Below are 20714 nucleotides of genomic sequence, written 5' to 3' on the forward strand. Positions count from 1 at the left end.
TCGATACGATGAAAAAACTGACTCCGCCCGCCTTTGCCCTCACGCTGGCAATGATGCTGGCGGGCTGCATGTCGCTGGCGCCCAAGTACGAGCGCCCGGCGGCGCCGGTGGCCGGGGCTTTCCCTGAGCTGCCCAAGCCGGCCAGCGCCCCTAGCGCCCAGGTGGCGAACGAGGCGCCGGCCACCATCGCGTGGCAGCGCTTCTTCCCGGATGCGCGCCTGCGCGGCCTGATCGAGCAGGCGCTGGCGAACAACCGCGACCTGCGCGTCTCGATCGCCAACATCGAGCAGGCCAGGGCGCAGTACCGCATCCAGCGTGCCGAGCGCCTGCCGACGGTGGGCCTGGGCATTGGCGGCGATCGCCGCACCACCGGCGAAGACCAGCCGATCACCAGCCTGTACCAGTCGGGCCTGTCGGTATCAAGCTTCGAGCTGGACCTGTTCGGCCGCGTGCGCAACCTGTCGCAAGCGGCGCTGGCGCAGTACCTGGCGACCGAAGAGGCGCGCAAGTCGGCGCAGATCAGCCTGATCTCGTCGGTGGCCAACGTCTACCTGCAGCTGCTGGCCGACGAAGAGCTGCTGGCGATCACCCAGCAGACCCTGGGCACGCGCCAGGAATCGCTGCGCCTGACCCAGCTGCGCTTCGACAACGGCGTGGCCTCGCGCTTCGAGCTGCAACAGGCGCGCTCGCTGGTGGAAACCGCGCTGGCCACGCTCGCCGCGCAGCAGCGCCAGCGCGCGCAGGACCTGAACCTGCTGACCCTGCTGGTGGGCACGCCGGTGCCGCCGACGGCGGCGGCCGGCGCCACCCTGGCCTCGACCGAACTGCCCGACCTGCCGGCCGGCCTGCCGTCAAGCCTGCTGGCCGACCGCCCGGACATCCGCGCGGCCGAGCAGCAGCTGATCGCGGCCAATGCCAACATCGGCGCGGCGCGTGCCAACTTCTTCCCGCGCATCACCCTGACGGGCAGCGTGGGCAGCGCCAGCACCGAGCTCTCCGGCCTGTTCAAGAGCGGCAGCTACGGCTGGAGCTTCGCGCCCCAGGCGATCCTGCCGATCTTCGACTACGGCCGCAATACCGCCGTGCTGGGCAGCGCCCGTGCGCAGCGCGACATCGCCGTGGCCCAGTACGAGCAATCGATCCAGACCGCGTTCCGCGAAGTGGCCGACGCGCTGGCGGGGCAGTCGACCTTCAGCGAGCAGCTGCGTGCCCAGCGCGCCGTGGCCGAGGCCGAGGCGGACCGCTTCAACCTGGCCGACCTGCGCTACCGTAACGGCGCAGCCAGCTACCTCGAGCTGCTCGACGCCCAGCGCGCCCTGTTCCAGGCGCAGCAGCAGGCAGTGCAGGCCAACCTGCAGCGCCTGCAGAACCAGGTCACGCTGTACAGCGTGCTGGGCGGTGGATGGACGGAGCCGGCCGCACCGGTGGCGGCGCGCTGATCAGCACCACGCTCGAACGACAACCGGACTGCATGCAGTCCGGTTTTTTTTCGCCTTTCAAGCTCCGCTCAAGGGTGCAGGATCGCGACGTTGAAGCGCGGAATTGAAGCAGCAAGCTTTTGACAGGATGGCTACACTGGGCCCATGAACGCTTGCAGGCTAAAGCACCGATACGCCCGACTGCCATGCGCAAATTCGCCCGCTCACACTGGAAAGTCATCATCGCGATCCTGCTTGCCATCGCGCTGGCGACCCTGACCTTGGAAACCGATTCCGCCGCCCCTGCCCCGGACCTGTCGGTCCGCCTGCGCACCCACGTCGAGGCGATCGCCTCGCGCGAACACAACACGGCCACGCCGCGCGAGCTCGAAAAAGCCGCGCGCCACATCGAGACCACGCTGCAGGGCTACGGCTACCAGCTGCGCCGGCAGGAATACGAGGCCGACGGCCAGAAGGTGCGCAACATCGAGGTCTCGGTATCGAATGCCGCGCCCGGCGCCAAGCCGGAGCGCATCTTCATCGTCGGCGCCCACTACGATTCGGCGCGCGGCGCACCGGGCGCCAACGACAACGGCAGCGGCACCGCCGCCGTGCTGGAACTGGCGCGCCTGCTCAAGACCATGCAGCCGAGCCGCGGCACCGAAGTGAAGTTCGTCTTCTTCGTGAACGAGGAACCGCCTTTCTTCATGGGCGATGAAATGGGCAGCATGCAGCACGCCCGCGAGCTCAGGAAGTACGGGCAGAACGTCGAAGGGGCACTGATCCTGGAGACGATCGGCTGGTATTCGCAAGAAAAGAACAGCCAGAAGCTGCCGCCGGGGCTGGAGAAGCGCTACCCGAGCACCGGCAACTTCATCGCCTTCGTGGGCACGCTGGAATCCTCGGCCCTGGTGCGGCAGGCGCTCGCGGCTTTCAAGGCAGGGTCGGACTTCCCCGCCGAGGGCCTGGCGGCGCCGGCCCACGTGATGGGCGTGACCTTGTCCGACCATTCTTCGTACAACCGGCAGGGCTACCCTGCCCTGATGATCACCGACACCGCCTTCATGCGCTACCCCTACTACCACACGGCGGAGGACACGCCGGACAAGCTCGATTACCCGAGCATGGCGCGGGTGGTCAAGGGATTGGCGCGGACCATCGAGTCGCTGGCCGGCGCGGCGAAGACGTAGCGTGGGCGGCTCGTAATCCGGGCCACCGGCCCGGATCACCCCACGCGGTGATCGCCGCGGCTCCGCTCTCGCACCGGATGATCTGGCTGCTAACCATCACCGCGTGGGCGGGAAACCCGCCCACCCTACGAACCCAGAAACATCTCCTGCAGGTCGTTCAGGAAACGCTGGCCCAGTTCGGTCGGCTTGATGAGCTTATGGTCGCGGTAGAGCAGGCCCTTGCCTTCCGCCTCGTTCAGGGCCTTCGTGATGGCGCTGATGCTCATGCCGGTGCGCTCGCCGAACAGGTTCGGGTCGAAGCCTTCCGTCAGCCTGAGCGCATTCAGCATGAATTCGAAGCCCATGTCGCCGCGCGCGATCTCGTGCTCTTCCTGCACCGGGTTACCGCGCTTGGCCGCCTCGATGAAGGAGCCCGGCTGCTTGTAGCGCGCCTGGCGCAGCACGCGGTGCGGGAAGGAAATCTTCGAATGCGCGCCGGCGCCGATGCCGAGGTAGTCGCCGAACTGCCAGTAGTTCAGGTTGTGCTTGGCCTGGCGGCCCGACTGCGCATAGGCCGAGACTTCGTAGTGCTGGTAGCCGGCGCTCGCCGTGGCCTCGAGGATCATGTCCTGCATGTCGGCGCTGGTATCGTCGTCCGGCAGCGTCGGCGGGTACTTGGCGAAGACCGTGTTCGGTTCCATCGTCAGGTGGTACATCGACAGGTGCGGCGGGGCGAATGACAAGGCGGTCTGCAGGTCCCGGCGCGCCTCGTCGAGGGTCTGCCCCGGCAGCGCGAACATCAGGTCGAGGTTGAAGTTGTCGAAAGTCGAGCGGGCAATCTCCACCGCGCGCAGGGCCTCGGCTTCGTCATGGATGCGGCCCAGCGCCTTCAAATGGTTACCGTTGAAGCTCTGGATGCCGATCGACAGGCGGTTGATGCCGCTGTCGCGGTAGGACTTGAAGCGCTCGGCCTCGAAGGTGCCCGGGTTGGCCTCCATCGTGATCTCGGCGTCGAGCGCCAGGGGCAACAGCGTGCGCACGTCGGACATCAGCCGGTCCAGGCCGGCGGCCGACATCAGGCTGGGCGTGCCGCCGCCGATGAAGATGGTGTGGATCTTGCGGCCCCAGATCATCGGCAGCGACTGCTCCAGGTCGAGGCGCACGGCGTCGAGGTATTCCTTCTCGGGCAACGCTCCTTTCGCCTCGTGCGAATTGAAGTCGCAATAGGGGCACTTGCGCACGCACCACGGAAAGTGGATGTAGAGCGACAGCGGCGGCAGGGCCGTGAGGTTCAGGGCGCCCGGCTGCAGGTATTGCAGGGCGGTCGCCGCCGGGGAACGTGATTCGCCAGCGAGTTTGCCAAGATCAGAACCGGCGACTTTGATTGGAATCATTTCAGTTTTTCTACCAGTGCACGCAGTGCCTGGCCACGGTGCGAGTGGGCGTTCTTCACGCTTGGTTCCAGTTCGGCGGTGGTCTTGCCGAGCGCGGGAATCAGGAAGTGCGGGTCGTAGCCGAAGCCGTTGGCGCCGCGCGGGCTAGCGATGATCTCGCCGTGCCACTGGCCGTCGGCGATGACCGGTTGCGGATCGTCGGCGTGGCGCACGTAGACCAGCACGCAATAGTAATAGGCCGACTTGTCGGCGTGCTTGGTGAGGTCGGCGACCAGCTTTTCATTGTTGCGGGCGTCGGATTTCGGCTCGCCCGCGAAACGGGCCGAGTAGACGCCCGGCGCCCCGCCGAGCGCGTTGACGCACACGCCCGAATCATCGGCCAGGGCCGGCAGGCCGGTCAGGCGCGAGGCGTGGCGGGCCTTGGCCAGCGCGTTCTCCACGAAGGTGCCGAATGGCTCTTCCGCTTCCGGGACATTGAATTCGCCTTGCGGGTGCAGCTCGAAACCGATGGGTTCGAGGAGCTGGGCGAATTCCTTCAGTTTGCCGGCGTTGTTGGAGGCGAGGATCAGGCGTTGGGTCATGGTGCTGGATGATGTGCGAAGAGGGTGGATATTTTACCGCTTCACACCAGCGCGCGCTTCCTAGGCAGCCAGTCCCAGCGACTGCTTCTGCAGCCTGATCAATTCGGTCACCCCCAGCTGCCCCAGGTCCAGCAGGCGGTTCATGCCCACGCGGTCGAACGCAGCCCCCTCGGCCGTACCCTGCACCTCGATGAAATGCCCCTGGTCCGTCATCACGATGTTCATGTCGGTATCGCAAGCCGAATCCTCGAGGTAATCCAGGTCCAGCACCGGGGTGCCCTGGTACACGCCGACCGAGATCGCCGCCACGAAGTGCTTCACCGGCACCGCGGCCAGGACGCCCTGCCCCACCAGCGCGCTGAAGGCGTCGTAGGCCGCGACCATGGCGCCGGTGATCGAGGCCGTTCGGGTGCCGCCGTCGGCCTGGATCACGTCGCAGTCCAGGTGCAGGGTGCGCTCCCCAAAGGCCTCCAGGTCGAAGGCGGCGCGCAGCGAGCGGCCGATCAGGCGCTGGATTTCTTGAGTACGGCCGGTTTGCTTGCCGCGCGCGGCTTCGCGGTCCATGCGCGTGTGCGTCGAGCGCGGCAGCATGCCGTACTCGGCCGTCAGCCAGCCCTGCCCCTTGCCCTTCAGGAAGCCAGGCACCTTCTCTTCGATGCTGGCGGTGCAGATCACCTTGGTGTCGCCGCACTCGATCAGCACCGATCCTTCGGCGTGCTTGGTGTACTGGCGGGTGATGCGGATGGTGCGCAGCTGGTCGACCGCGCGCCCGCTCGGGCGTTGTGCAAACGTCATGGGAAGCCTTTTCTTGTTGGGTTATTTGAGTAGCTGGGAGGATTTCTCGATCGCCTCGCGGATCTCGGCAATCGCTCGTTCGATTTCGTCTTCGTCGAAGGCATCCACGCCGGCAGGCAGGGGAGCGCCCGCCGTGATGGTCGAGCTGACTTCGTCCTCGGGCAGCATCTGGGTCGAGATGACATCGGGCGCGCTTGCGCTCTTCGCGTCCGCCCCCTGCCAGGTGATGGCCAGCGCCGTCGTGTTGTCGGCGCGCGCCCCGCCGATCGCGGCGGCCATCGCCACCATGTCGGGCACCGCCTGCACGATGGTCGATGTCGACAGCCGGTGCACGATCTCGGTTTCCGGCAGCATCCCCCACAGGCCGTCCGAACACAGCAGCAGCGTGTCGCCCGGCGCCAAGACGGCCTGGCGCGAGATGTCGATCTTCGGGGCCTGGCCGGCGCCCAGGCAGTTGTACAGCTTGTTGCGGTCCGGATGGGTATTGCGGTCGGACTCGAGGGCGCGGCCGCGCTCGATCAGGTACTCCAGGTGCGAATGGTCGCGCGTACGCGCCAGCACCTGGTTGCGGCGCACCCAGTACAGGCGCGAATCGCCGCAGTGCGCCCACACGGCGCAGTTGTGCTGCACCAGGCAGGCCACCACCGTGGTGCGCGGCGTCTCGGGCAGCCGGTTAGCTTCCGCATAGGCCAGGATGTCCCAGTGCGCCTGGGTCAGCGCTTCTTCCAGGAAGCGCTCGGGCTTCTTCACGTAGGGCTTTGCCTGCATGCGGAACATCATCGACAGCGTCTGCAGCGCAATGGTGGCAGCGATCTCGCCCGCCAGGTGTCCGCCCATGCCGTCGGCCAGCACCAGCAGCAGCGCGTCGCGCGTGAAGCTGTAGCCCATGCGGTCCTGGTTGACCTTGCGCCCGCCGATATGGGTCTGCTGGTAGACGGAAAACTGCATGTTGCCTCCTGATCCTTAGTTACTGGCCTTGCGCTTGACGCCGAAGCGCCCGACCAGCCCGCGCCATCCCCCTGCCCGCGCCGGTGCCTCCTCGGACACCGGCTGCGGCGCCAGCGTCGGCGCCGCCTGCAGCACCTTCTGCATCGAGAACACGCTCTGCGGCCGCGCCAGCGGATCGAGGGCCATGCAGGCGCGGACCATCTCGATCAGCTCCGGCGAGTAACTTCCTTCGATCCTGGCGAACTGTGCCCCGGTCTTGTCCTCTTCCTTGCGGGCTTCGACCGGCGGCGGCATGCTGCGCGTCATGCAAGCATACATGGCCGCGCCGATGCTGTAGATATCGGTCCAGGGACCGAGCGTGGCCGCCCGGCTGTACAGCTCGGGCGCCGCGAAGCCGGGGGTGTACATCGGCGCCAGCATCGGCGCATCCAGGTTGATGGTCTGGCGCGCCGCGCCGAAGTCGAGCAGCAGCGGCGAACCGTCGCTGCGCAAGTAGATGTTGGCCGGCTTGAGGTCGAGGTGCAGCAGCTTGTTGGCGTGGACTTCGCGCACGCCGGCGCACACGCCGTTGAACAGCTGGCGGATCGAGGCTTCGCCCATGCGGCTCCCTTTGGCATGCAGGCGCGCGATATGGTCCTGCAGCGTGTGGCCGGATTCGTAGGCCATCACCATATAGACCGTCTCGTGGGCACGGAAGAAGTTCACCACCCGCACCACGTTCGGATGGACGATGCGGGCGAGTGCCCGCCCCTCTTCGAAGAAGCACTTCAGGCCGATGCGGAACACCGGCAGGTTCGGCTTGGACACGCTCGGGGCCAGTTCTCCCGGCGCGCGCAAGGCAAGCTGGCTGGGCAGGTATTCCTTGATGGCGACCGCGTTGCCTTCACCGTCATATGCCAGGTAAACAATACTGAACCCACCGGACGCAATTTTCTTTACAATGCGATATCCGGCAATTTCCAGGCCATCAGGCAGGGGGGCATTATTCTGTGCGGCCATTCAGAGTCCTTGCTTAACAGGGCGATTGTGTGGGATAAATGTTGCCTTTGTAAAGGCCACCTCGATAAGCCTGCCGTACGATGCATCGGCGCCTTGCTGCCGCTCGCGACGCTCTCTCGAGGTATCTAAAGAATAAAAAAGACGGGGAATTCTTTGAGCATTTCAAGCATGACAGGTTATGCGGTTGCCACCAGCGAAAGCGCTGCCGGCACCCTCACGATCGAGATCAAGAGCGTCAATTCGCGCTTCCTCGACCTCCAGTTCCGCATCAACGACGATCTGCGCGCGCTGGAACCCGACCTGCGTTCCGCCATCATGGCCGCGATCACACGCGGCAAGGTCGAGGTACGCCTGTCCTTCGGCCGCAAGACCGCCGGCGGCTCGCAAGTGCTCAACCAGGAACTGCTGTCCGACCTTGCACGCCTGCAGCTTGAGGTCACCAAGCATTTCGTCTCGGCGCCGCCGATGACGGTGGCCGAACTGCTGCGCTGGCCGGGCGTCATCGAAGAGTCGACCGTGGGCCAGGAATCGCTGCAGCAAGATGTCGCCGCCCTCACCGCCACCACCGTCGCCGCTTTTGTCGACAGCCGCAAGCGCGAAGGCGCGGCGCTGGAAGCGATGCTGCTGTCGCGTATCGACGCGATGGAAGCGATCGTCAAGCGCATCACCCCGCTCATCCCGCAAGTGATTGCGCAGTTCCAGCAGAAAGCCGTCGAGCGCATGCAGGACGCACTGGGCCTGGCCGGACACGGCAACCCGTCGACCCTGACGCGCCAGGAAGTGCTGGAGCGGATTCGCCAGGAAGTGACGCTGTACGGTATCCGCATCGACGTGTCGGAAGAGCTGTCGCGCCTGTCGGCCCACCTGAACGAAACCCGCCATATCCTGAAAAAGGGCGGCCAGGTCGGCAAGCGCCTCGACTTCATGATGCAGGAACTGAACCGCGAGGCAAACACGCTGGGCGCCAAGGCCTCGGTGAAGGAGCTGGCGGATGCGTCGATGGAGCTGAAACTGCTGATCGAGCAGATGCGCGAGCAGGTGCAGAATTTAGAGTAATTTGTTGTCGTTGCGCAACAGTGCGCAACGGACAGTTGAACGCGTGGGCGGGAGACCCGCCCACCCTACAAGAGCGATTTTGTAGGGTGGGCAGGTTTCCTGCCCACGCGTTCAACATTATGATGAACACACGTAATACACGTTTTAACCGAGGACCTTATTCATGATCACTCCCGCCCTCTCCGGCAGCCTGTTCGTCGTCGCCGCCCCGTCCGGCGCCGGCAAATCGACCCTGGTCAACGCCCTGCTGAAGCTGGAACCGGGCATCAAGCTGTCGATCTCGACCACCACCCGCCCGCCGCGTCCCGGCGAGCAGGACGGCCGCGAATACCATTTCACGACGGCGGAAGACTTCGTCTCGCGCGCCGACCGCGGCGAATTCCTGGAATGGGCGGAAGTCCACGGCAACTACTACGGCACCAGCCGCCTGACCGTGGAACAAGAGATGAAGCTGGGGACCGACATCCTGCTGGAAATCGACTGGCAGGGTGCGCGCCAGGTCAAGAAGCAGTTCCCCGACGCGGCCGGCATCTTCATCCTGCCGCCGTCGATCGAAGCCCTGGAGGAGCGCCTGCACAAGCGCGGCACCGACGAGCCCCACATCATCACCCGCCGCCTGCTGGCCGCCGGGGGGGAGATCGCTCACGCTCCGGAGTTCGAGTATGCTATCATCAACGAAGAGTTCAACGCCGCCCTTGCAGAACTGCAGGCGATTGTCAAAGCGACACGTTGCCGATTCGCCCAGCAGGCGGCGCGCAACGCCGACTTGTTTGCCCAGCTGGGAATCCACGCGCACCAACCAACCTTATAAGCGCGGCACCGTAAAGGCTTGCCGCATATCGTCCATTCAGGAGTGACAACATGGCCCGTATCACCATCGAAGATTGCCTCAAGAACGTCCCGAACCGCTTCCAGCTGACCCTGGCCGCGACCTATCGCGCACGCCAGCTGCTGCAGGGCCACACCCCGAAGGTCGAAGCCAAGGACAAGCCGACCGTCGTCGCGCTGCGCGAAATCGCCGCCGGTAAAGTCGGCCTGGAAATGCTCAAAAAGGTCCCGATGTAATACCCGAGGGGAGAAGGGTCCTTCCGTAGGCGAATCTGTTATGCTGTTCTTCATACTGGCTGATCGATATAACGTATGAAATTGTCTTCCCCGGATTCGACCCATCCAGTCCCCCCTGCCCGGACCAAGCGTCCGGGCAAACCGCAAGACGCCGAGGCACCGGCGCCCGCCCCGGGCGTTGCATCGGTCACGCAGCTCATCAACAAGCTGTCCGACTACCTCACCCCCGCCGAGCTGAAAAAGGTCAAGGAAGCCTACCGCTTCTCCGACGAGATGCACCTCGGCCAGGTCCGCAAGTCGGGCGAGCCCTACATTTCCCATCCGATCGCCGTCGCGGAAATCTGCGCCGAGTGGAAGCTCGATGCCCAGGCCATCATGGCCGCGCTGCTGCACGACGTGATCGAAGACCAGGACGTCAAGAAGGACGAGCTGATCGAGCGCTTCGGCGCCCAGGTCGCCAATCTCGTCGACGGCCTGTCCAAGCTCGAAAAGATCGAGTTCCAGAGCCAGGTCGAGGCCCAGGCCGAGAACTTCCGCAAGATGCTGCTGGCCATGGCCTCGGACGTGCGCGTGATCCTGATCAAGCTCGCCGACCGCCTGCACAACATGCGCACGATGGGCGTGATGGTCCCGGCCAAGCGCCGCCGCATCTCGCGCGAGACCATGGAAGTCTACGTGCCGATCGCGCACCGCCTCGGCCTGAACAACATCTACCGCGAACTGCAGGACCTGTCCTTCTCGCACCTGTACCCGCTGCGCTACTACACGCTGGCCAAGGCCATCAAGGCGGCGCGCGGCAACCGCCGCGAGGTGGTCAAGAAGATCCTCGAGGCGGTCAAGAACCAGCTGGCCACGGCCGGCATCCAGGCCGAGGTCTACGGCCGCGAAAAGACCCTGTACGGCATCTACAAGAAGATGCGCAACAAGCACCTGTCGTTCTCGCAGGTGCTGGACGTGTACGGCTTCCGCGTGGTGGTCGACACGGTCCCGAACTGCTACGTGGCGCTCGGCACCCTGCACGCCCTGTACAAGCCGATGCCCGGCAAGTTCAAGGACTACATCGCGATCCGCAAGATCAACGGCTACCAGTCGCTGCATACCACCCTGATCGGCCCCTACGGCACCCCGGTCGAGTTCCAGATCCGTACCCAGGACATGCACCGCACCGCCGAAAGCGGCGTAGCGGCGCACTGGCTGTACAAGACCGGCGACTCGAACATGTCGGACCTGCAGCAGCGCACCCACGCCTGGCTGCAGTCGCTGCTCGACATCCAGCAGCAGACCGGCGACTCGGCCGAATTCCTCGAGCACGTCAAGGTCGACCTGTTCCCGGATTCGGTCTATGTGTTCACGCCCAAGTCGAAGATCATCGCCCTGCCGCGCGGCGCCACGGCACTCGACTTCGCCTACTCGATCCACACCGGCATCGGCGACCACACGGTGGCGGTCAAGATCAACAACGAAACCCAGCCGCTGCGCACCGAACTGCACAACGGCGACATCGTCGAGATCGTCACCGATCCGGAATCGCGCCCGAGCCCGACCTGGCTGAGTTTTGTGCGCACCGGCAAGGCGCGGTCGGCGATCCGCCACTACCTGCGCACGGTGAACGTCAACGAATCGGTCGAGCTGGGCCAGGAACTGCTGGCCGGCGCCCTGGCCGCCCGCAACATCAGTCCCGATCTGCCGCCCAGCACGGTCGAGAAGCTGCTGGCCGAATCCTCGGCCAAGTCGATGGAAGAGCTGTATGCCGACATCGGCATCGGCAAGCGCATGCCGCAGCTGGTGGCGCGCCACATCTTCGGCCTGATGGACGCCGACCCCGAGCACAAGCCTTCCAACCTGCCGGCCCCGGCAAGCGACATCGACCCGGTCACGATCTACGGCAGCGAAGGCGTATCGGTGCAGCTGGCGCCGTGCTGCCTGCCGATCCCGGGCGACCAGATCATCGGCCAGCTGCGCCGCGACCAGGGCCTGGTGGTGCACACCTGCGACTGCCTGCCGGCCAAGCGCGTGCGCGCCAAGGAACCGGACCGCTGGATCGCGGTGCAGTGGGGCGAAGAGCTGAACCGCCGCTTCGACTGCCGCATCCGCCTGCTCATCAACAATGAAAAGGGCATCCTGGCGCGCGTGGCGGCCGAGATCGGCGAGTCCGACGCCAACATCACCTATGTCGGCATGGACGAGGACGACGAACACCTGATGACGCAGCTGCGCTTCACCATCCAGGTAAAGGACCGGGTGCACCTGGCGCAGCTGATCCGTAACCTGCGCCGGGTGGCGGGCGTGAACCGGGTCGAGCGCGAGCGGTCGTAGCCCGCGTTCGCAGGGCGGTCGTCCGGCCTGGCCGCAACCGCCCTGCATGCATGCTCGCGGGACCTGTATGATGCTCACTTCTTTCCTTACAGGCAAGCGGACCTATGCTCTCGTTGGACCAGATCGAAGCCGTCTTCAACAGCTCGACGATCCCTACTGCCCTGTTCTCTCCCTCGGATGACCCGGTCTTTGTCGCGGTCAATGATGCCTTCCTGCAGACCAGCACGCGCACCAGGGAAGAGCTGGTGGGGACGCGGCTGTTCGCCGCCTTCGGCGCTCCCCAGGAAAGCCTCGAGGATTCCAGCGCCACCGCGCTGAAGGAATCGATCGCGCTGGCCATCCGTACCGGCAAGCCGCAGACCATGCCGGCACAGCATTATCCGATCAAGGTCAGGCAGGCCGACGGCAGCGAGGCCTACGAAGACCGCTACTGGAACGCCGTCAATGCGCCGGTATTCGACGCGGCAGGACGGCTGATCTTCGTCCTGCACTACACGCTCGATATCACCAGCCAGGTAAAAGCCCAGCAGGAGCAGCGGGCGACGAGCGAGCTCTACAGCACGCTGATTGCATCGATGGACGACGGCTTCTGCATCGTGGAAGTCCTGTACGACGAGGCCGGCAAGCCCGTCGACTACCGCTTCCTCGACATCAATCCCGCCTTCGAAGCCCAGACCGGCCTGAAGGACGCGCGCGGCAAGACCGTGCGCGAGCTGGTGCCGGATTCGAACGATACCCACTGGGCCGAGCTGTACAGCAGCGTTGCCCTGACGGGAAGGCCGCTGCGCCTGGTCGAGGAAGGATCGCCGATCGGGCGCTGGTTCAATATCTACGCGACGCGCGTGGGCGATCCGAAGCAGGGCAAGGTCGCGGTCCTGTTCAGCGACGTCACCGAAAGCCGACGCGCGCGCGACGACCTGCGCAGCCTGGCCGCCGACCTGGCCACCGAAAACCGCCGCAAGACCGAATTCCTGGCGACCCTGGCGCATGAACTGCGCAATCCGCTCGCGCCGATCCGTACCGGCCTGGAGCTCATCCAGCTTGCGGGAGGCAAGCTCCCGGCCAGGGTCCACGAGATGATGGACCGGCAGCTGAACCAGCTGGTGCACCTGATCGACGACCTGCTCGACATCGCCCGGATCAACAGCGGCAAGGTACAGCTGAAACGGGAGCGGATCGCCCTGCAGGACGCCATTGCGAACGCGGTTGACACGGCCCTGCCCCTGATCGCGGCGGCCGGGCACCAGCTCGACGTTTCAACCCCTGATGTGCCGCTGGTGGTGCACGCCGACCCGATCCGGCTGGCGCAGGTGTTCAGCAACCTGCTCACCAATGCGGCCAAATATACGCCCGCCGGCGGAAACATCGGCATCACGGTGCAGCATGACGAAGGGGGCGTGCGCGTCGCCGTGACCGACAGCGGCATCGGCATCCCCGCGGACGCCCTCACCGGCGTGTTCGACATGTTCAGCCAGGTATCGCGCAACATGGGGCGTGCGCAGGGCGGCCTGGGGATCGGCCTGTCCCTGGTGCGCAGCCTGGTCGAGATGCACGGGGGAGCGGTGCATGCCGAAAGTCCCGGCGAGGGCAAGGGCAGCAGCTTTGTCGTGGAACTGCCGCTCGCCACCGGCGGCGCTGCCCACGCCCCCGCGTCCGCCGAGCCGTCCGCCGTCGGACAGCTTCCTAGCCGAAGCAGCTTGAAGATCCTGGTTGCGGACGACAACGTCGACGCTGCCGAGACCTTCACGGCCCTGCTGGAAATCGGCGGCCACGAGGTGGACGTCGTCCACGACGGGCGCCAGGCGCTGGAGCAGGCGCAGTCGGGCAGCTACGACCTGGCCATCCTCGATATCGGCATGCCGGGCCTGAGCGGCTACGAGGTGGCGGCCGCATTGCGGACCATGCCCGGTTGCGTGCATACCTTCCTTGCCGCGCTGACCGGATGGGGATCCGAAGAGGACCAGGCCCGGGCCCGGGCCGCGGGCTTCGATGCGCACCTGACCAAACCGGCGGGGCTCGATGACATGAATTGCCTGCTGCAGTCCTTGCCGGACAGGAGAGCGCAATAGCGCCGCTTGCCTGTTAGAATCGCCTGATCGACACGCGCGCCCGCGATATGGGCGGGTCTAGAGCGTCTGCGCAGTCGTAGCGCGAGCCTATGAAACAAACAAGAACACGATGAAGACGCGTACCTACCTTGCCGCGATCGTCCTGACCGTCCTCGTACCGCTGCTGGCGCTGTCCGCCTGGGGCCTGCACCTCCTGCTGGAGGAGGAGAAGGAATCGCGGCTGCTGACGGTCGAAGCGCGCGCAAGGTCGATCGCGCTGTCGATCGACAAGGAACTGGTCCGCGCCGAGGGCGCGCTGCGCGTGATCGGCCAGACCGACCTGATGTCCAGGGAAGATTTCCCGTCCCTGTACAAGCTCATGGGCAAGACGATCACCTCGCCGGATTCCTGGGCGGTGCTGTATGACGCCGATGGACGCATGCTGATGCATACGCACCATCCCTACGGCACCAGCTTTGACGAAGGCCCGAACACCTGGGTGCCGCAGGCGATTGCACTGGGCAAGCCGAGCGTGTCGAACCTGCGCGAAGGGCGCGCCGGCAAGTGGAAGGTCGTGTCGGTCAACCTGCCCGTGAAAAGCGCCGGCGGCCGCCAGTTCCTGATGTCGCATACCTTCCACGTCAGCCACCTCACCGCCCTGCTGCATCGCGCGGAACTGCCGCCGACCTGGGTGGTAGGCGTGTTCGGCGATGACGGCATCTCGATCGCCCGCAACCTGCGCGAAAAGGAGTTCGTCGGCAAGCCCGTCAAGCCCGAACTGTACGAAGCCTCGCGCAAGCGCACCAGCGGCCGGATCAAGAACATGACGCGCGACGGATTCATGGCCTACAACACGTTCACGCACACGACACGCGCGGACTGGACCGTCGCCGTCGCCGCCCCGGAAGAAGACATCAACCGGCCGGCACGCACGGCCACCTTCATCGCCGCTTGCGTGCTGCTGTTCGCCCTGGGCAGTGCCCTGCTCGGCATCGCCCTGTTCGCCCGGCGGCTCACCAGTTCCTTCGACCTTGCCCTGAACGCCGCAAAGTCCCTGGAAAACGGGAAGATTCCCGTGTTCCAGCCTTCACGCGTGGTCGAAGCCGACGTGCTGCAGCGTGCCCTGCATGAGGCGGGCGTCAAGCTCGAGGCAGAAAACCAGGCCAGGCAGCGGCTCGAGCGGGAGCGTGAACAGCTCCTGCGCAGCGAACGCGAGGCAAGGCGCGCCGCGGAAAACCAGAACAGCGCCAAGGACGAATTCCTCGCCATGCTGGCCCACGAACTGCGCAACCCGCTGGCGCCCATCGTCGCGGCCGCGCATATGCTGAGGCTCCCGGGCCGGGACGAAGCGAGCGTGCAGCGCACCGGCGACATCATCATCCGCCAGGCCGACCACCTGAAATCCCTCATCCACGACCTGCTGGACGTCTCGCGCGTGACCCGGGGCCTGGTGTCGATCGACCAGCATCCGGTGAACATCGGCGCGGTCGTCACAAGCGCCGTCGAACAGGCGCAGCCGCTGCTCGACTCGCGCAGGCACGAGCTCGTGGTGGACATGCGTTCTCCGGAAGCGGTCGTACTTGGCGACAAGAAGCGTCTGGTCCAGGTCGTCGTCAACCTGTTGAACAATGCCGCGAAATACACGCCGCCGGGCGGCAAGGTCAGCTTGTCGGCCGAGACGCGCGAGGGGCAGCTGGTGCTGGCCGTGTCCGACAACGGCCTCGGCATCGAGCCTGAACTGCTGCCCCAGGTATTCGACCTGTTCAGGCAGGCACGGCGCACGGCCGACCGCTCGCAGGGCGGCCTGGGCCTGGGGCTGGCACTGGTGCGCAGCATCATGACGCTGCATGGAGGACAGGTGAGCGGGCATAGCGAAGGCATCGGCAAGGGCGCATGCTTCACCCTCACCCTCCCCCTGCATGCCGGAGAGGCGCAAGCCCGCGTGCCGCTCGACGCCGCCCGGGGCCAGGCGGAACGGGTTCCGTTGATGATCGTCGACGACAATGTCGATGCGGCGCGCACGCTCGCCAATCTGCTGGAAGCCAAGGGACACAAGGTCGTGGTGATGGCGAACGCCCACAGCGCCCTGGATGAAAGCAGCCGCAAACCGCTGCCGCTCTACATCCTGGACATCGGCCTGCCGGATATCGACGGATACGAACTGGCCCGCCGTCTGCGCGCCTTGCCCGGGACCGCCGGTGCGGTGCTGGTCGCGCTGACCGGGTACGGCCAGATGCACGACCAGGAGATGGCCTTCGCGGCAGGCTTCGACCATCACTTCGTGAAACCGATCGATATTGCCGCGCTCGACCGTATCCTGGCGGAGATCGCGCAGGCACGCGCAGGACAGGCCATCTGCGACTGAAAGCGCCGCAGCCGGGTAATGCCTGTCAGTTAGGAAGAATTGTAGGGTGGGCGGGGTAATGCCGGGCAATGCCCGGAATGACAAACGCCCACGCGGTGATAGTTGAGATACGAAACATCGCACGGGCTGCAGTACTGTGATTTGACCGCGTGGGCGGGAGACCCGCCCACCCTACGGAAGAGCGGCGCCTCTCATCGGGCTGGCCTCAGTGGCGGCGGCGGACGCCCGACGTGGCGGGAACGAGTTCGGTAAAGCTGAGCGTTTCCCCGGACAGGAGCGCCGCCTCGTCGTGGCGGTAGCCGCACAGCGCCGTCGCCAGCATGAGCGGCACTTCGAACAGGCAGTCCACCGACGCATCGGCGCCGCCCTGTTCGTCCTGGGTCGCCTTCATTTCGGCGTGGATGGTGGCGAGCAGCGGGGGCGGCGTGCCGTCCACCGCGAGGTGATACAGGCCCTCTTCCGCCAGGTGGACGACATCCCAGACCTTGGCGCCATTCTTGTACAGGAAGGCAGCGCTGGCCATGACGTGTTCTTCCACCTGGCAGCCCAGTGCCTCGCAGCCAGCCGACAGCTGCGCCATGCTGGGGGCCTGGGTGGCCGGGTGCGCCATGTCGTTGAAGAACACCAGGTAGGCTCCCCCGGGCAGCGCAGCCCCGGACACGGGGCTTTCGTTCGCTTCGTCGGGCTCGCCCGTGTCGGCCAGCGACAGCTGGGCGAGTATGTCGTCTTTTGACTTGCCGCGTACCAGAATCCAGGCGATGGAATACCCCATGTGCTGCGTCCTTTCGAAACCTTTGTCGAGTTGGCGCCAGTGTGGAGCAATCCACATCGCTTGGCAAATGCCGGCGCGGGAATCGTGGCGCAGCAAGTCAGGAGTCTAGGCAGCGAGGGCAAGCTGCCCGCGCGCCGCGGGCAGCGGGCGCGCCTCATGCCCGTCCCGCTCCAGCCGGAAGGTCCCCACCACCTGCGACAGCTCGGCCGCCTGCTCCTGCATGGCGATTGCCGCAGCCGCCGCTTCCTCGACCAGCGCCGCGTTCTGCTGGGTGACGCGGTCCATCTCGACGATGGCGCCGTTCACCTGCTCGATGCCGGCGCGCTGCTCTTCGCTGGCGTTGGCGATCTCGTTCATGATGACGGTCACCTGCCCGATGCTGCGAACGATCTCGTTCATGGTCACGCCGGTGCGGTCGACCTGGCTGCTGCCTTCCGCTACCTTGGCCACGGAATCATCGATCAAGGCCTTGATTTCCTTGGCGGCGGTGGCCGAACGGTGGGCCAGGTTGCGCACCTCGGTCGCGACGACCGCGAAACCGCGGCCCTGTTCGCCGGCGCGCGCCGCTTCCACCGCCGCGTTCAGCGCGAGGATGTTGGTCTGGAAGGCAATGCCGTCGATGACGCCGATGATGTCGGCAATCTTGCGCGAGGCTTCGTTGATGGCGCCCATGGTCGAGACCACTTCGGCCACCATCTCGCCGCCCTGGCCGGCGATCATCGCGGCCTCGCCCGCCAGGCGGTTGGCCTGGCGCGCATTGTCCGCGTTCTGCTTCACGGTCGAGGTCAGTTCTTCCATCGAGGCCGCGGTTTCTTCGAGGGCGCTGGCCTGCTGCTCGGTACGTGCGGACAGGTCCTGGTTGCCGGCTGCGATCTCGCTCGAGGCCACGGCGATGGTGCCGGTGCCGGCACGCACGCGGCCGACGATCCCGGCCAGGCTGTCGTTCATGGCGCCCAGCGCCCGCATCAGCTGGCCAGTTTCGTCGCGGCTGCTCGACGTGATACGGCTGGCCAGGTCGCCGGCAGCCACCTTTTCCGCCACGGCCACCGCTTCGCGGATCGGCACGGTGATCGAACGGGTGATCAGCCAGGCGCAGGCGATCCCGAGGACGATGGCGGCGATGCCCAGCGCGACCAGCAGCACGCGCGTGCCCACATAGGAATCGAGGATGGAGCTGGCGACCTCGTCGGCCGCGGTGATCTGCATATGTGCCAGCTTGGCGACGGCTTGCTGGAAGCTCGCGGTGTGCGGCACCATCTGCTCGCGGTAGATCGTGGTCGCCAGTTCGTGCTCGCCCGCCAGCTTCGCCTTGAACAGCGCGTCGCGCGCCGCCAGGTAGCCGATGCGCTCCTGCTTGACGACCTTGAACTGTTCCTTCACCGCTTCGTTGCGCAGCGAGCTTTCGATCGCGTTCTGCAGCTCGGTGGAGCGGGCCGAGACGGCCTTCATGCGCTGCGCCATGTCGGCGTACACCGCCGGGTCGTTCGACACGAATACGGTTTCGATCCGTGCACTGTTCAGTTCGATGAGCTTGCCCCACTCCGCCAGGTTACGCTGGTTCTTGATGCTGGTATTCACCAAGTGGTGGGTCAGGTCGCCGGCCGACTGCATGCGCGCCAGGGCGGTCAGCGTCACGACGAGCAACAGGGACAGGACGACGGCGAAGCCGATGCCCAGCCGGGCACCGATCTTGAGGTTTTTCACTGCTGGGTTCCTTCTGGATGGTAACGGCGCGCGGCGCCGGCGACGTATGAATATGCATGGGCAGACGAGATGCCTCGTGCGCAAGCCACACTATGGACGATTGGACTGACTATCACTGCGGAGGATAACATTGCTGCGCGGGAAATCAAGATGCATCGAGGCAATTACGCAACGCAGGGAAATTACGTATTTCCAAACCAGTTTGCCGACTGTTGTCCCAGCGTTTTCAGTTTGCAAACAGGAAGCACCTGATGCTACTGTTGACCTCTTCACCACACGGCAGATCGGAGATCACATGAAGCGGGTTACAGGCATCGGCGGCATCTTCTTCCACGCGCAAGACCCGGTGGCGCTGCGCGCCTGGTACGGGCGGCATCTCGGCGTCGACGTGCTGGACTGGGGCGGCGCCGCTTTCACCTGGGACGAGGAGGCGCGCAAGCCGGACGGCGGCGTCACCATCTGGTCGATCGGCCAGGCGGACAATGGACACTTCGCTCCGGGCAGGGCGAACTTCATGATCAACTACCGGGTCGCCGACCTGGACGCCTTGCTGCAGGCCCTGCGCGAGGAAGGCTGCCAGGTGCTGGACAAGACCGACGATTCCGAATTCGGAAAGTTCGGCTGGGTTGTCGACCCGGAAGGCAACAAGGTCGAACTCTGGGAGCCGCCCGCGGGAGAGTAAGCGGCCGCTCGTGGCCGACGATGTCGGAATCGTTCAAGACGCGGGTTCTGCCTGCGCCTATCCTCGTGCCATGGACATCCGACATCCTGCCACGGCGCCCCGCCCGCTCCTTTCCACGCCTGCGCTGCTGGCGCTGCACGGCTGCTCCGGCCTCATCCTGGCCGGCATGGCGGGCATCATCGGTGAACTGACCATCCCCGCGGCCTACCTCCGCACCTACGGCTGAGCTCCCTCACCCGGCCAGGGCGGCGCGCTGGCGTTCTTCCTGCTCGCGCAGTTCCGGGGTCATCGCCTCGCCGAAGTCTTCCATGTCGAAGATCTGGCGGATCTCGATCTCGGCTTCGCCGCCCGCCATCGGCATCGGCACGCGCTTGACCCATTCGATCGCCTCTTCCTTCGACTTCAGCTTCCAGATCCAGAAACCGGCCAGCAATTCCTTGGTTTCGGCAAAGGGGCCGTCGACCACGCGCACCAGGCCGTCCTTGCCGAAGTGCACGCGTGCCCCGCGCGAGGACGGATGCAGGCCTTCGCCCGACACCATCACGCCGGCCTTGATCAGCTCGTCGTTGAAATTCCCCATCTCCGTGAGCAGTTTTTCATCGGGCATCTCGCCCGCTTCGCTGTGCTTGTCCGCCTTCAGCAAGATCATGAATCGCATCGCATCCTCCGTTTTGTGTGGTTCGAATAGGGCGGCGCGTCGATCACATCGCCGCCATTTGACACTACGACGATCGGAGTGGCGGGAAATCGACATCCCCGCCAATATTTTTTATTTTTTTTCCGGCGGTGCCAGCGCCAGGATGGCGTCGAAGGCCGCGCAGGCCCCGGCGCAGGCCTCGGCGATCTGCGCCGGACCGGTGACGCGCGCGCGCAGCGCCAGCATGAAGGCGCGCCAGCGCGGGCCCGGGCCGCCCGCTTCGCCACGCAGGTAGCGCAAGGGATGCGGCGCCAGCGGCCCAACCAGCTTGCCGTACAGGACGGCGCCGCCCAGCTGCGAGCCTTCGATCACGTAGGCGACGCCCCAGCGGTAGGCGGCGCTGGCGCCTTCCGGCCAGTCGGCCGCGGGACGCAGGGGCTGGACTTCGGGCATGCCCGGCTCGGCGAGGTCGGCCTGGATCAGGCCCAGGCGCCCGGTCGCCGGCAGCGTGGGCTCGGCATGGGGGCCGTCGGCAAAGCCGCCCAGCCAGCGCTCGAGCGGCGCCAGCCAGTCGCGCACCATCGCCAGGTGCGCGGCGTAGTCGTCAAGGGAAGGGAATGGGGCGGACAGCGGCAAGCCGCTGTCGAGCCGCTCGTGCCGCGAAGCAGTGGCAGTCCGCAACGCGGCCAGTACGTCGGTGTCGCGCGCGGTGTCGTTGGAACGGTTCATGGTGCTTGGTAAGCGGCGAATCGTCCATCTTACCAG

The 20714-nt window shown here is 65.7% G+C and carries 19 protein-coding genes; 10 read left to right on the forward strand and 9 right to left on the reverse strand.

The annotated features are described in order from the left end of the window. The first annotated feature begins 8 nt into the window (after positions 1 to 8). Both MA09_RS14990 and MA09_RS14995 read left to right on the forward strand, forming a co-directional pair. On the forward strand, positions 9 to 1439 hold the full coding sequence (locus MA09_RS14990; RefSeq protein WP_036250183.1) for an efflux transporter outer membrane subunit: 1431 nt from the start codon (positions 9 to 11) through the stop codon (positions 1437 to 1439). A gap of 185 nt (positions 1440 to 1624) precedes the next feature. Beyond that, positions 1625 to 2608, forward strand: a complete 984-nt coding sequence (locus MA09_RS14995; protein WP_051933465.1) for a M28 family peptidase — start codon at positions 1625 to 1627, stop codon at positions 2606 to 2608. A gap of 125 nt (positions 2609 to 2733) precedes the next feature. Here MA09_RS14995 and hemW read toward each other — a convergent pair whose 3' ends face one another. The 5 genes from hemW to MA09_RS15020 are packed head-to-tail and all read right to left on the reverse strand — an operon-like array spanning position 2734 to position 7304. Further along, positions 2734 to 3981, reverse strand: a complete 1248-nt coding sequence (hemW, locus tag MA09_RS15000; protein ID WP_036249877.1) for a radical SAM family heme chaperone HemW — start codon at positions 3979 to 3981, stop codon at positions 2734 to 2736. Then, positions 3978 to 4562 (reverse strand): RdgB/HAM1 family non-canonical purine NTP pyrophosphatase, encoded by a 585-nt coding sequence (gene rdgB, locus MA09_RS15005; RefSeq protein ID WP_036249878.1) that lies wholly within the window; start codon positions 4560 to 4562, stop codon positions 3978 to 3980. Before rdgB ends, hemW begins: the two co-directional genes overlap by 4 nt. 60 nt (positions 4563 to 4622) lie before the next feature. After that, positions 4623 to 5357 (reverse strand): ribonuclease PH, encoded by a 735-nt coding sequence (gene rph / locus MA09_RS15010; protein ID WP_036249879.1) that lies wholly within the window; start codon positions 5355 to 5357, stop codon positions 4623 to 4625. A gap of 21 nt (positions 5358 to 5378) precedes the next feature. Further along, on the reverse strand, positions 5379 to 6305 hold the full coding sequence (locus MA09_RS15015) for a PP2C family serine/threonine-protein phosphatase (protein WP_036249882.1): 927 nt from the start codon (positions 6303 to 6305) through the stop codon (positions 5379 to 5381). Positions 6306 to 6320: 15 nt separating this feature from the next. Further along, a complete protein-coding gene (locus tag MA09_RS15020; protein ID WP_036249884.1) occupies positions 6321 to 7304 on the reverse strand; it encodes a serine/threonine-protein kinase in 984 nt (327 codons plus the stop codon). 168 nt (positions 7305 to 7472) lie between these two features. On the opposite strand from MA09_RS15020, the gene MA09_RS15025 reads away from it, so the two are divergent. From MA09_RS15025 to MA09_RS15050, 6 genes are all read left to right on the forward strand, one after another. After that, positions 7473 to 8360, forward strand: coding sequence for a YicC/YloC family endoribonuclease (locus MA09_RS15025; RefSeq protein WP_036249887.1), 888 nt, complete (start codon positions 7473 to 7475; stop codon positions 8358 to 8360). A gap of 163 nt (positions 8361 to 8523) precedes the next feature. Next, positions 8524 to 9171 carry a guanylate kinase gene (gene gmk, locus MA09_RS15030; protein WP_036249890.1) on the forward strand — a complete coding sequence of 216 codons (648 nt, stop codon included), beginning with the start codon at positions 8524 to 8526 and terminating at the stop codon, positions 9169 to 9171. A 50-nt stretch (positions 9172 to 9221) separates the two neighbouring features. Beyond that, positions 9222 to 9425 carry a DNA-directed RNA polymerase subunit omega gene (rpoZ, locus tag MA09_RS15035; protein ID WP_005665923.1) on the forward strand — a complete coding sequence of 68 codons (204 nt, stop codon included), beginning with the start codon at positions 9222 to 9224 and terminating at the stop codon, positions 9423 to 9425. A gap of 75 nt (positions 9426 to 9500) precedes the next feature. Next, positions 9501 to 11741: a bifunctional (p)ppGpp synthetase/guanosine-3',5'-bis(diphosphate) 3'-pyrophosphohydrolase gene (locus MA09_RS15040; protein WP_036249893.1), complete on the forward strand. Its 2241-nt coding sequence runs from the start codon at positions 9501 to 9503 to the stop codon at positions 11739 to 11741. Between the two features lie 104 nt (positions 11742 to 11845). Next, positions 11846 to 13810, forward strand: coding sequence for an ATP-binding protein (locus MA09_RS15045; protein ID WP_051933466.1), 1965 nt, complete (start codon positions 11846 to 11848; stop codon positions 13808 to 13810). 109 nt (positions 13811 to 13919) lie between these two features. Next, complete coding sequence (locus tag MA09_RS15050; RefSeq protein WP_051933467.1) at positions 13920 to 16154, forward strand: ATP-binding protein; 2235 nt, start codon at positions 13920 to 13922, stop codon at positions 16152 to 16154. A gap of 205 nt (positions 16155 to 16359) precedes the next feature. Here MA09_RS15050 and MA09_RS15055 read toward each other — a convergent pair whose 3' ends face one another. After that, positions 16360 to 16926 carry a hypothetical protein gene (locus tag MA09_RS15055; protein WP_036249895.1) on the reverse strand — a complete coding sequence of 189 codons (567 nt, stop codon included), beginning with the start codon at positions 16924 to 16926 and terminating at the stop codon, positions 16360 to 16362. Positions 16927 to 17031: 105 nt separating this feature from the next. After that, a complete protein-coding gene (locus MA09_RS15060; RefSeq protein WP_036249897.1) occupies positions 17032 to 18630 on the reverse strand; it encodes a methyl-accepting chemotaxis protein in 1599 nt (532 codons plus the stop codon). 295 nt (positions 18631 to 18925) lie between these two features. Here MA09_RS15060 and MA09_RS15065 point away from each other — a divergent pair, with 295 nt between their 5' ends. Continuing rightward, on the forward strand, positions 18926 to 19312 hold the full coding sequence (locus MA09_RS15065; RefSeq protein WP_036249900.1) for a VOC family protein: 387 nt from the start codon (positions 18926 to 18928) through the stop codon (positions 19310 to 19312). Positions 19313 to 19382: 70 nt separating this feature from the next. Next, entirely contained in the window at positions 19383 to 19538 is a 156-nt protein-coding gene (locus tag MA09_RS24875) for a hypothetical protein (RefSeq protein ID WP_161783226.1), read from the forward strand. 6 nt (positions 19539 to 19544) lie between these two features. Here MA09_RS24875 and MA09_RS15070 read toward each other — a convergent pair whose 3' ends face one another. Both MA09_RS15070 and MA09_RS15075 read right to left on the reverse strand, forming a co-directional pair. Then, on the reverse strand, positions 19545 to 19970 hold the full coding sequence (locus MA09_RS15070; protein WP_036249902.1) for a YciI family protein: 426 nt from the start codon (positions 19968 to 19970) through the stop codon (positions 19545 to 19547). A 111-nt stretch (positions 19971 to 20081) separates the two neighbouring features. Beyond that, on the reverse strand, positions 20082 to 20678 hold the full coding sequence (locus tag MA09_RS15075) for a biliverdin-producing heme oxygenase (protein ID WP_036249904.1): 597 nt from the start codon (positions 20676 to 20678) through the stop codon (positions 20082 to 20084). Positions 20679 to 20714: the final 36 nt, after the last annotated feature.

The sequence above is a fragment of the Massilia sp. BSC265 genome, from assembly GCF_000740675.1.
Classification (GTDB): domain Bacteria; phylum Pseudomonadota; class Gammaproteobacteria; order Burkholderiales; family Burkholderiaceae_D; genus Telluria.

Bases quoted from the DNA above. Each gene is read 5' to 3' on its own strand.
- MA09_RS14990 (WP_036250183.1), top strand. From the start codon at position 9: ATGAAAAAACTGACTCCGCCCGCCTTTGCCCTCACGCTGGCAATGATG.
- MA09_RS14995 (WP_051933465.1), top strand. From the start codon at position 1,625: ATGCGCAAATTCGCCCGCTCACACTGGAAAGTCATCATCGCGATCCTG.
- hemW (WP_036249877.1), bottom strand. From the start codon at position 3,981: ATGATTCCAATCAAAGTCGCCGGTTCTGATCTTGGCAAACTCGCTGGC.
- rdgB (WP_036249878.1), bottom strand. From the start codon at position 4,562: ATGACCCAACGCCTGATCCTCGCCTCCAACAACGCCGGCAAACTGAAG.
- rph (WP_036249879.1), bottom strand. From the start codon at position 5,357: ATGACGTTTGCACAACGCCCGAGCGGGCGCGCGGTCGACCAGCTGCGC.
- MA09_RS15015 (WP_036249882.1), bottom strand. From the start codon at position 6,305: ATGCAGTTTTCCGTCTACCAGCAGACCCATATCGGCGGGCGCAAGGTC.
- MA09_RS15020 (WP_036249884.1), bottom strand. From the start codon at position 7,304: ATGGCCGCACAGAATAATGCCCCCCTGCCTGATGGCCTGGAAATTGCC.
- MA09_RS15025 (WP_036249887.1), top strand. From the start codon at position 7,473: ATGACAGGTTATGCGGTTGCCACCAGCGAAAGCGCTGCCGGCACCCTC.
- gmk (WP_036249890.1), top strand. From the start codon at position 8,524: ATGATCACTCCCGCCCTCTCCGGCAGCCTGTTCGTCGTCGCCGCCCCG.
- rpoZ (WP_005665923.1), top strand. From the start codon at position 9,222: ATGGCCCGTATCACCATCGAAGATTGCCTCAAGAACGTCCCGAACCGC.
- MA09_RS15040 (WP_036249893.1), top strand. From the start codon at position 9,501: ATGAAATTGTCTTCCCCGGATTCGACCCATCCAGTCCCCCCTGCCCGG.
- MA09_RS15045 (WP_051933466.1), top strand. From the start codon at position 11,846: ATGCTCTCGTTGGACCAGATCGAAGCCGTCTTCAACAGCTCGACGATC.
- MA09_RS15050 (WP_051933467.1), top strand. From the start codon at position 13,920: ATGAAGACGCGTACCTACCTTGCCGCGATCGTCCTGACCGTCCTCGTA.
- MA09_RS15055 (WP_036249895.1), bottom strand. From the start codon at position 16,926: ATGGGGTATTCCATCGCCTGGATTCTGGTACGCGGCAAGTCAAAAGAC.
- MA09_RS15065 (WP_036249900.1), top strand. From the start codon at position 18,926: ATGAAGCGGGTTACAGGCATCGGCGGCATCTTCTTCCACGCGCAAGAC.
- MA09_RS24875 (WP_161783226.1), top strand. From the start codon at position 19,383: ATGGACATCCGACATCCTGCCACGGCGCCCCGCCCGCTCCTTTCCACG.
- MA09_RS15070 (WP_036249902.1), bottom strand. From the start codon at position 19,970: ATGCGATTCATGATCTTGCTGAAGGCGGACAAGCACAGCGAAGCGGGC.
- MA09_RS15075 (WP_036249904.1), bottom strand. From the start codon at position 20,678: ATGAACCGTTCCAACGACACCGCGCGCGACACCGACGTACTGGCCGCG.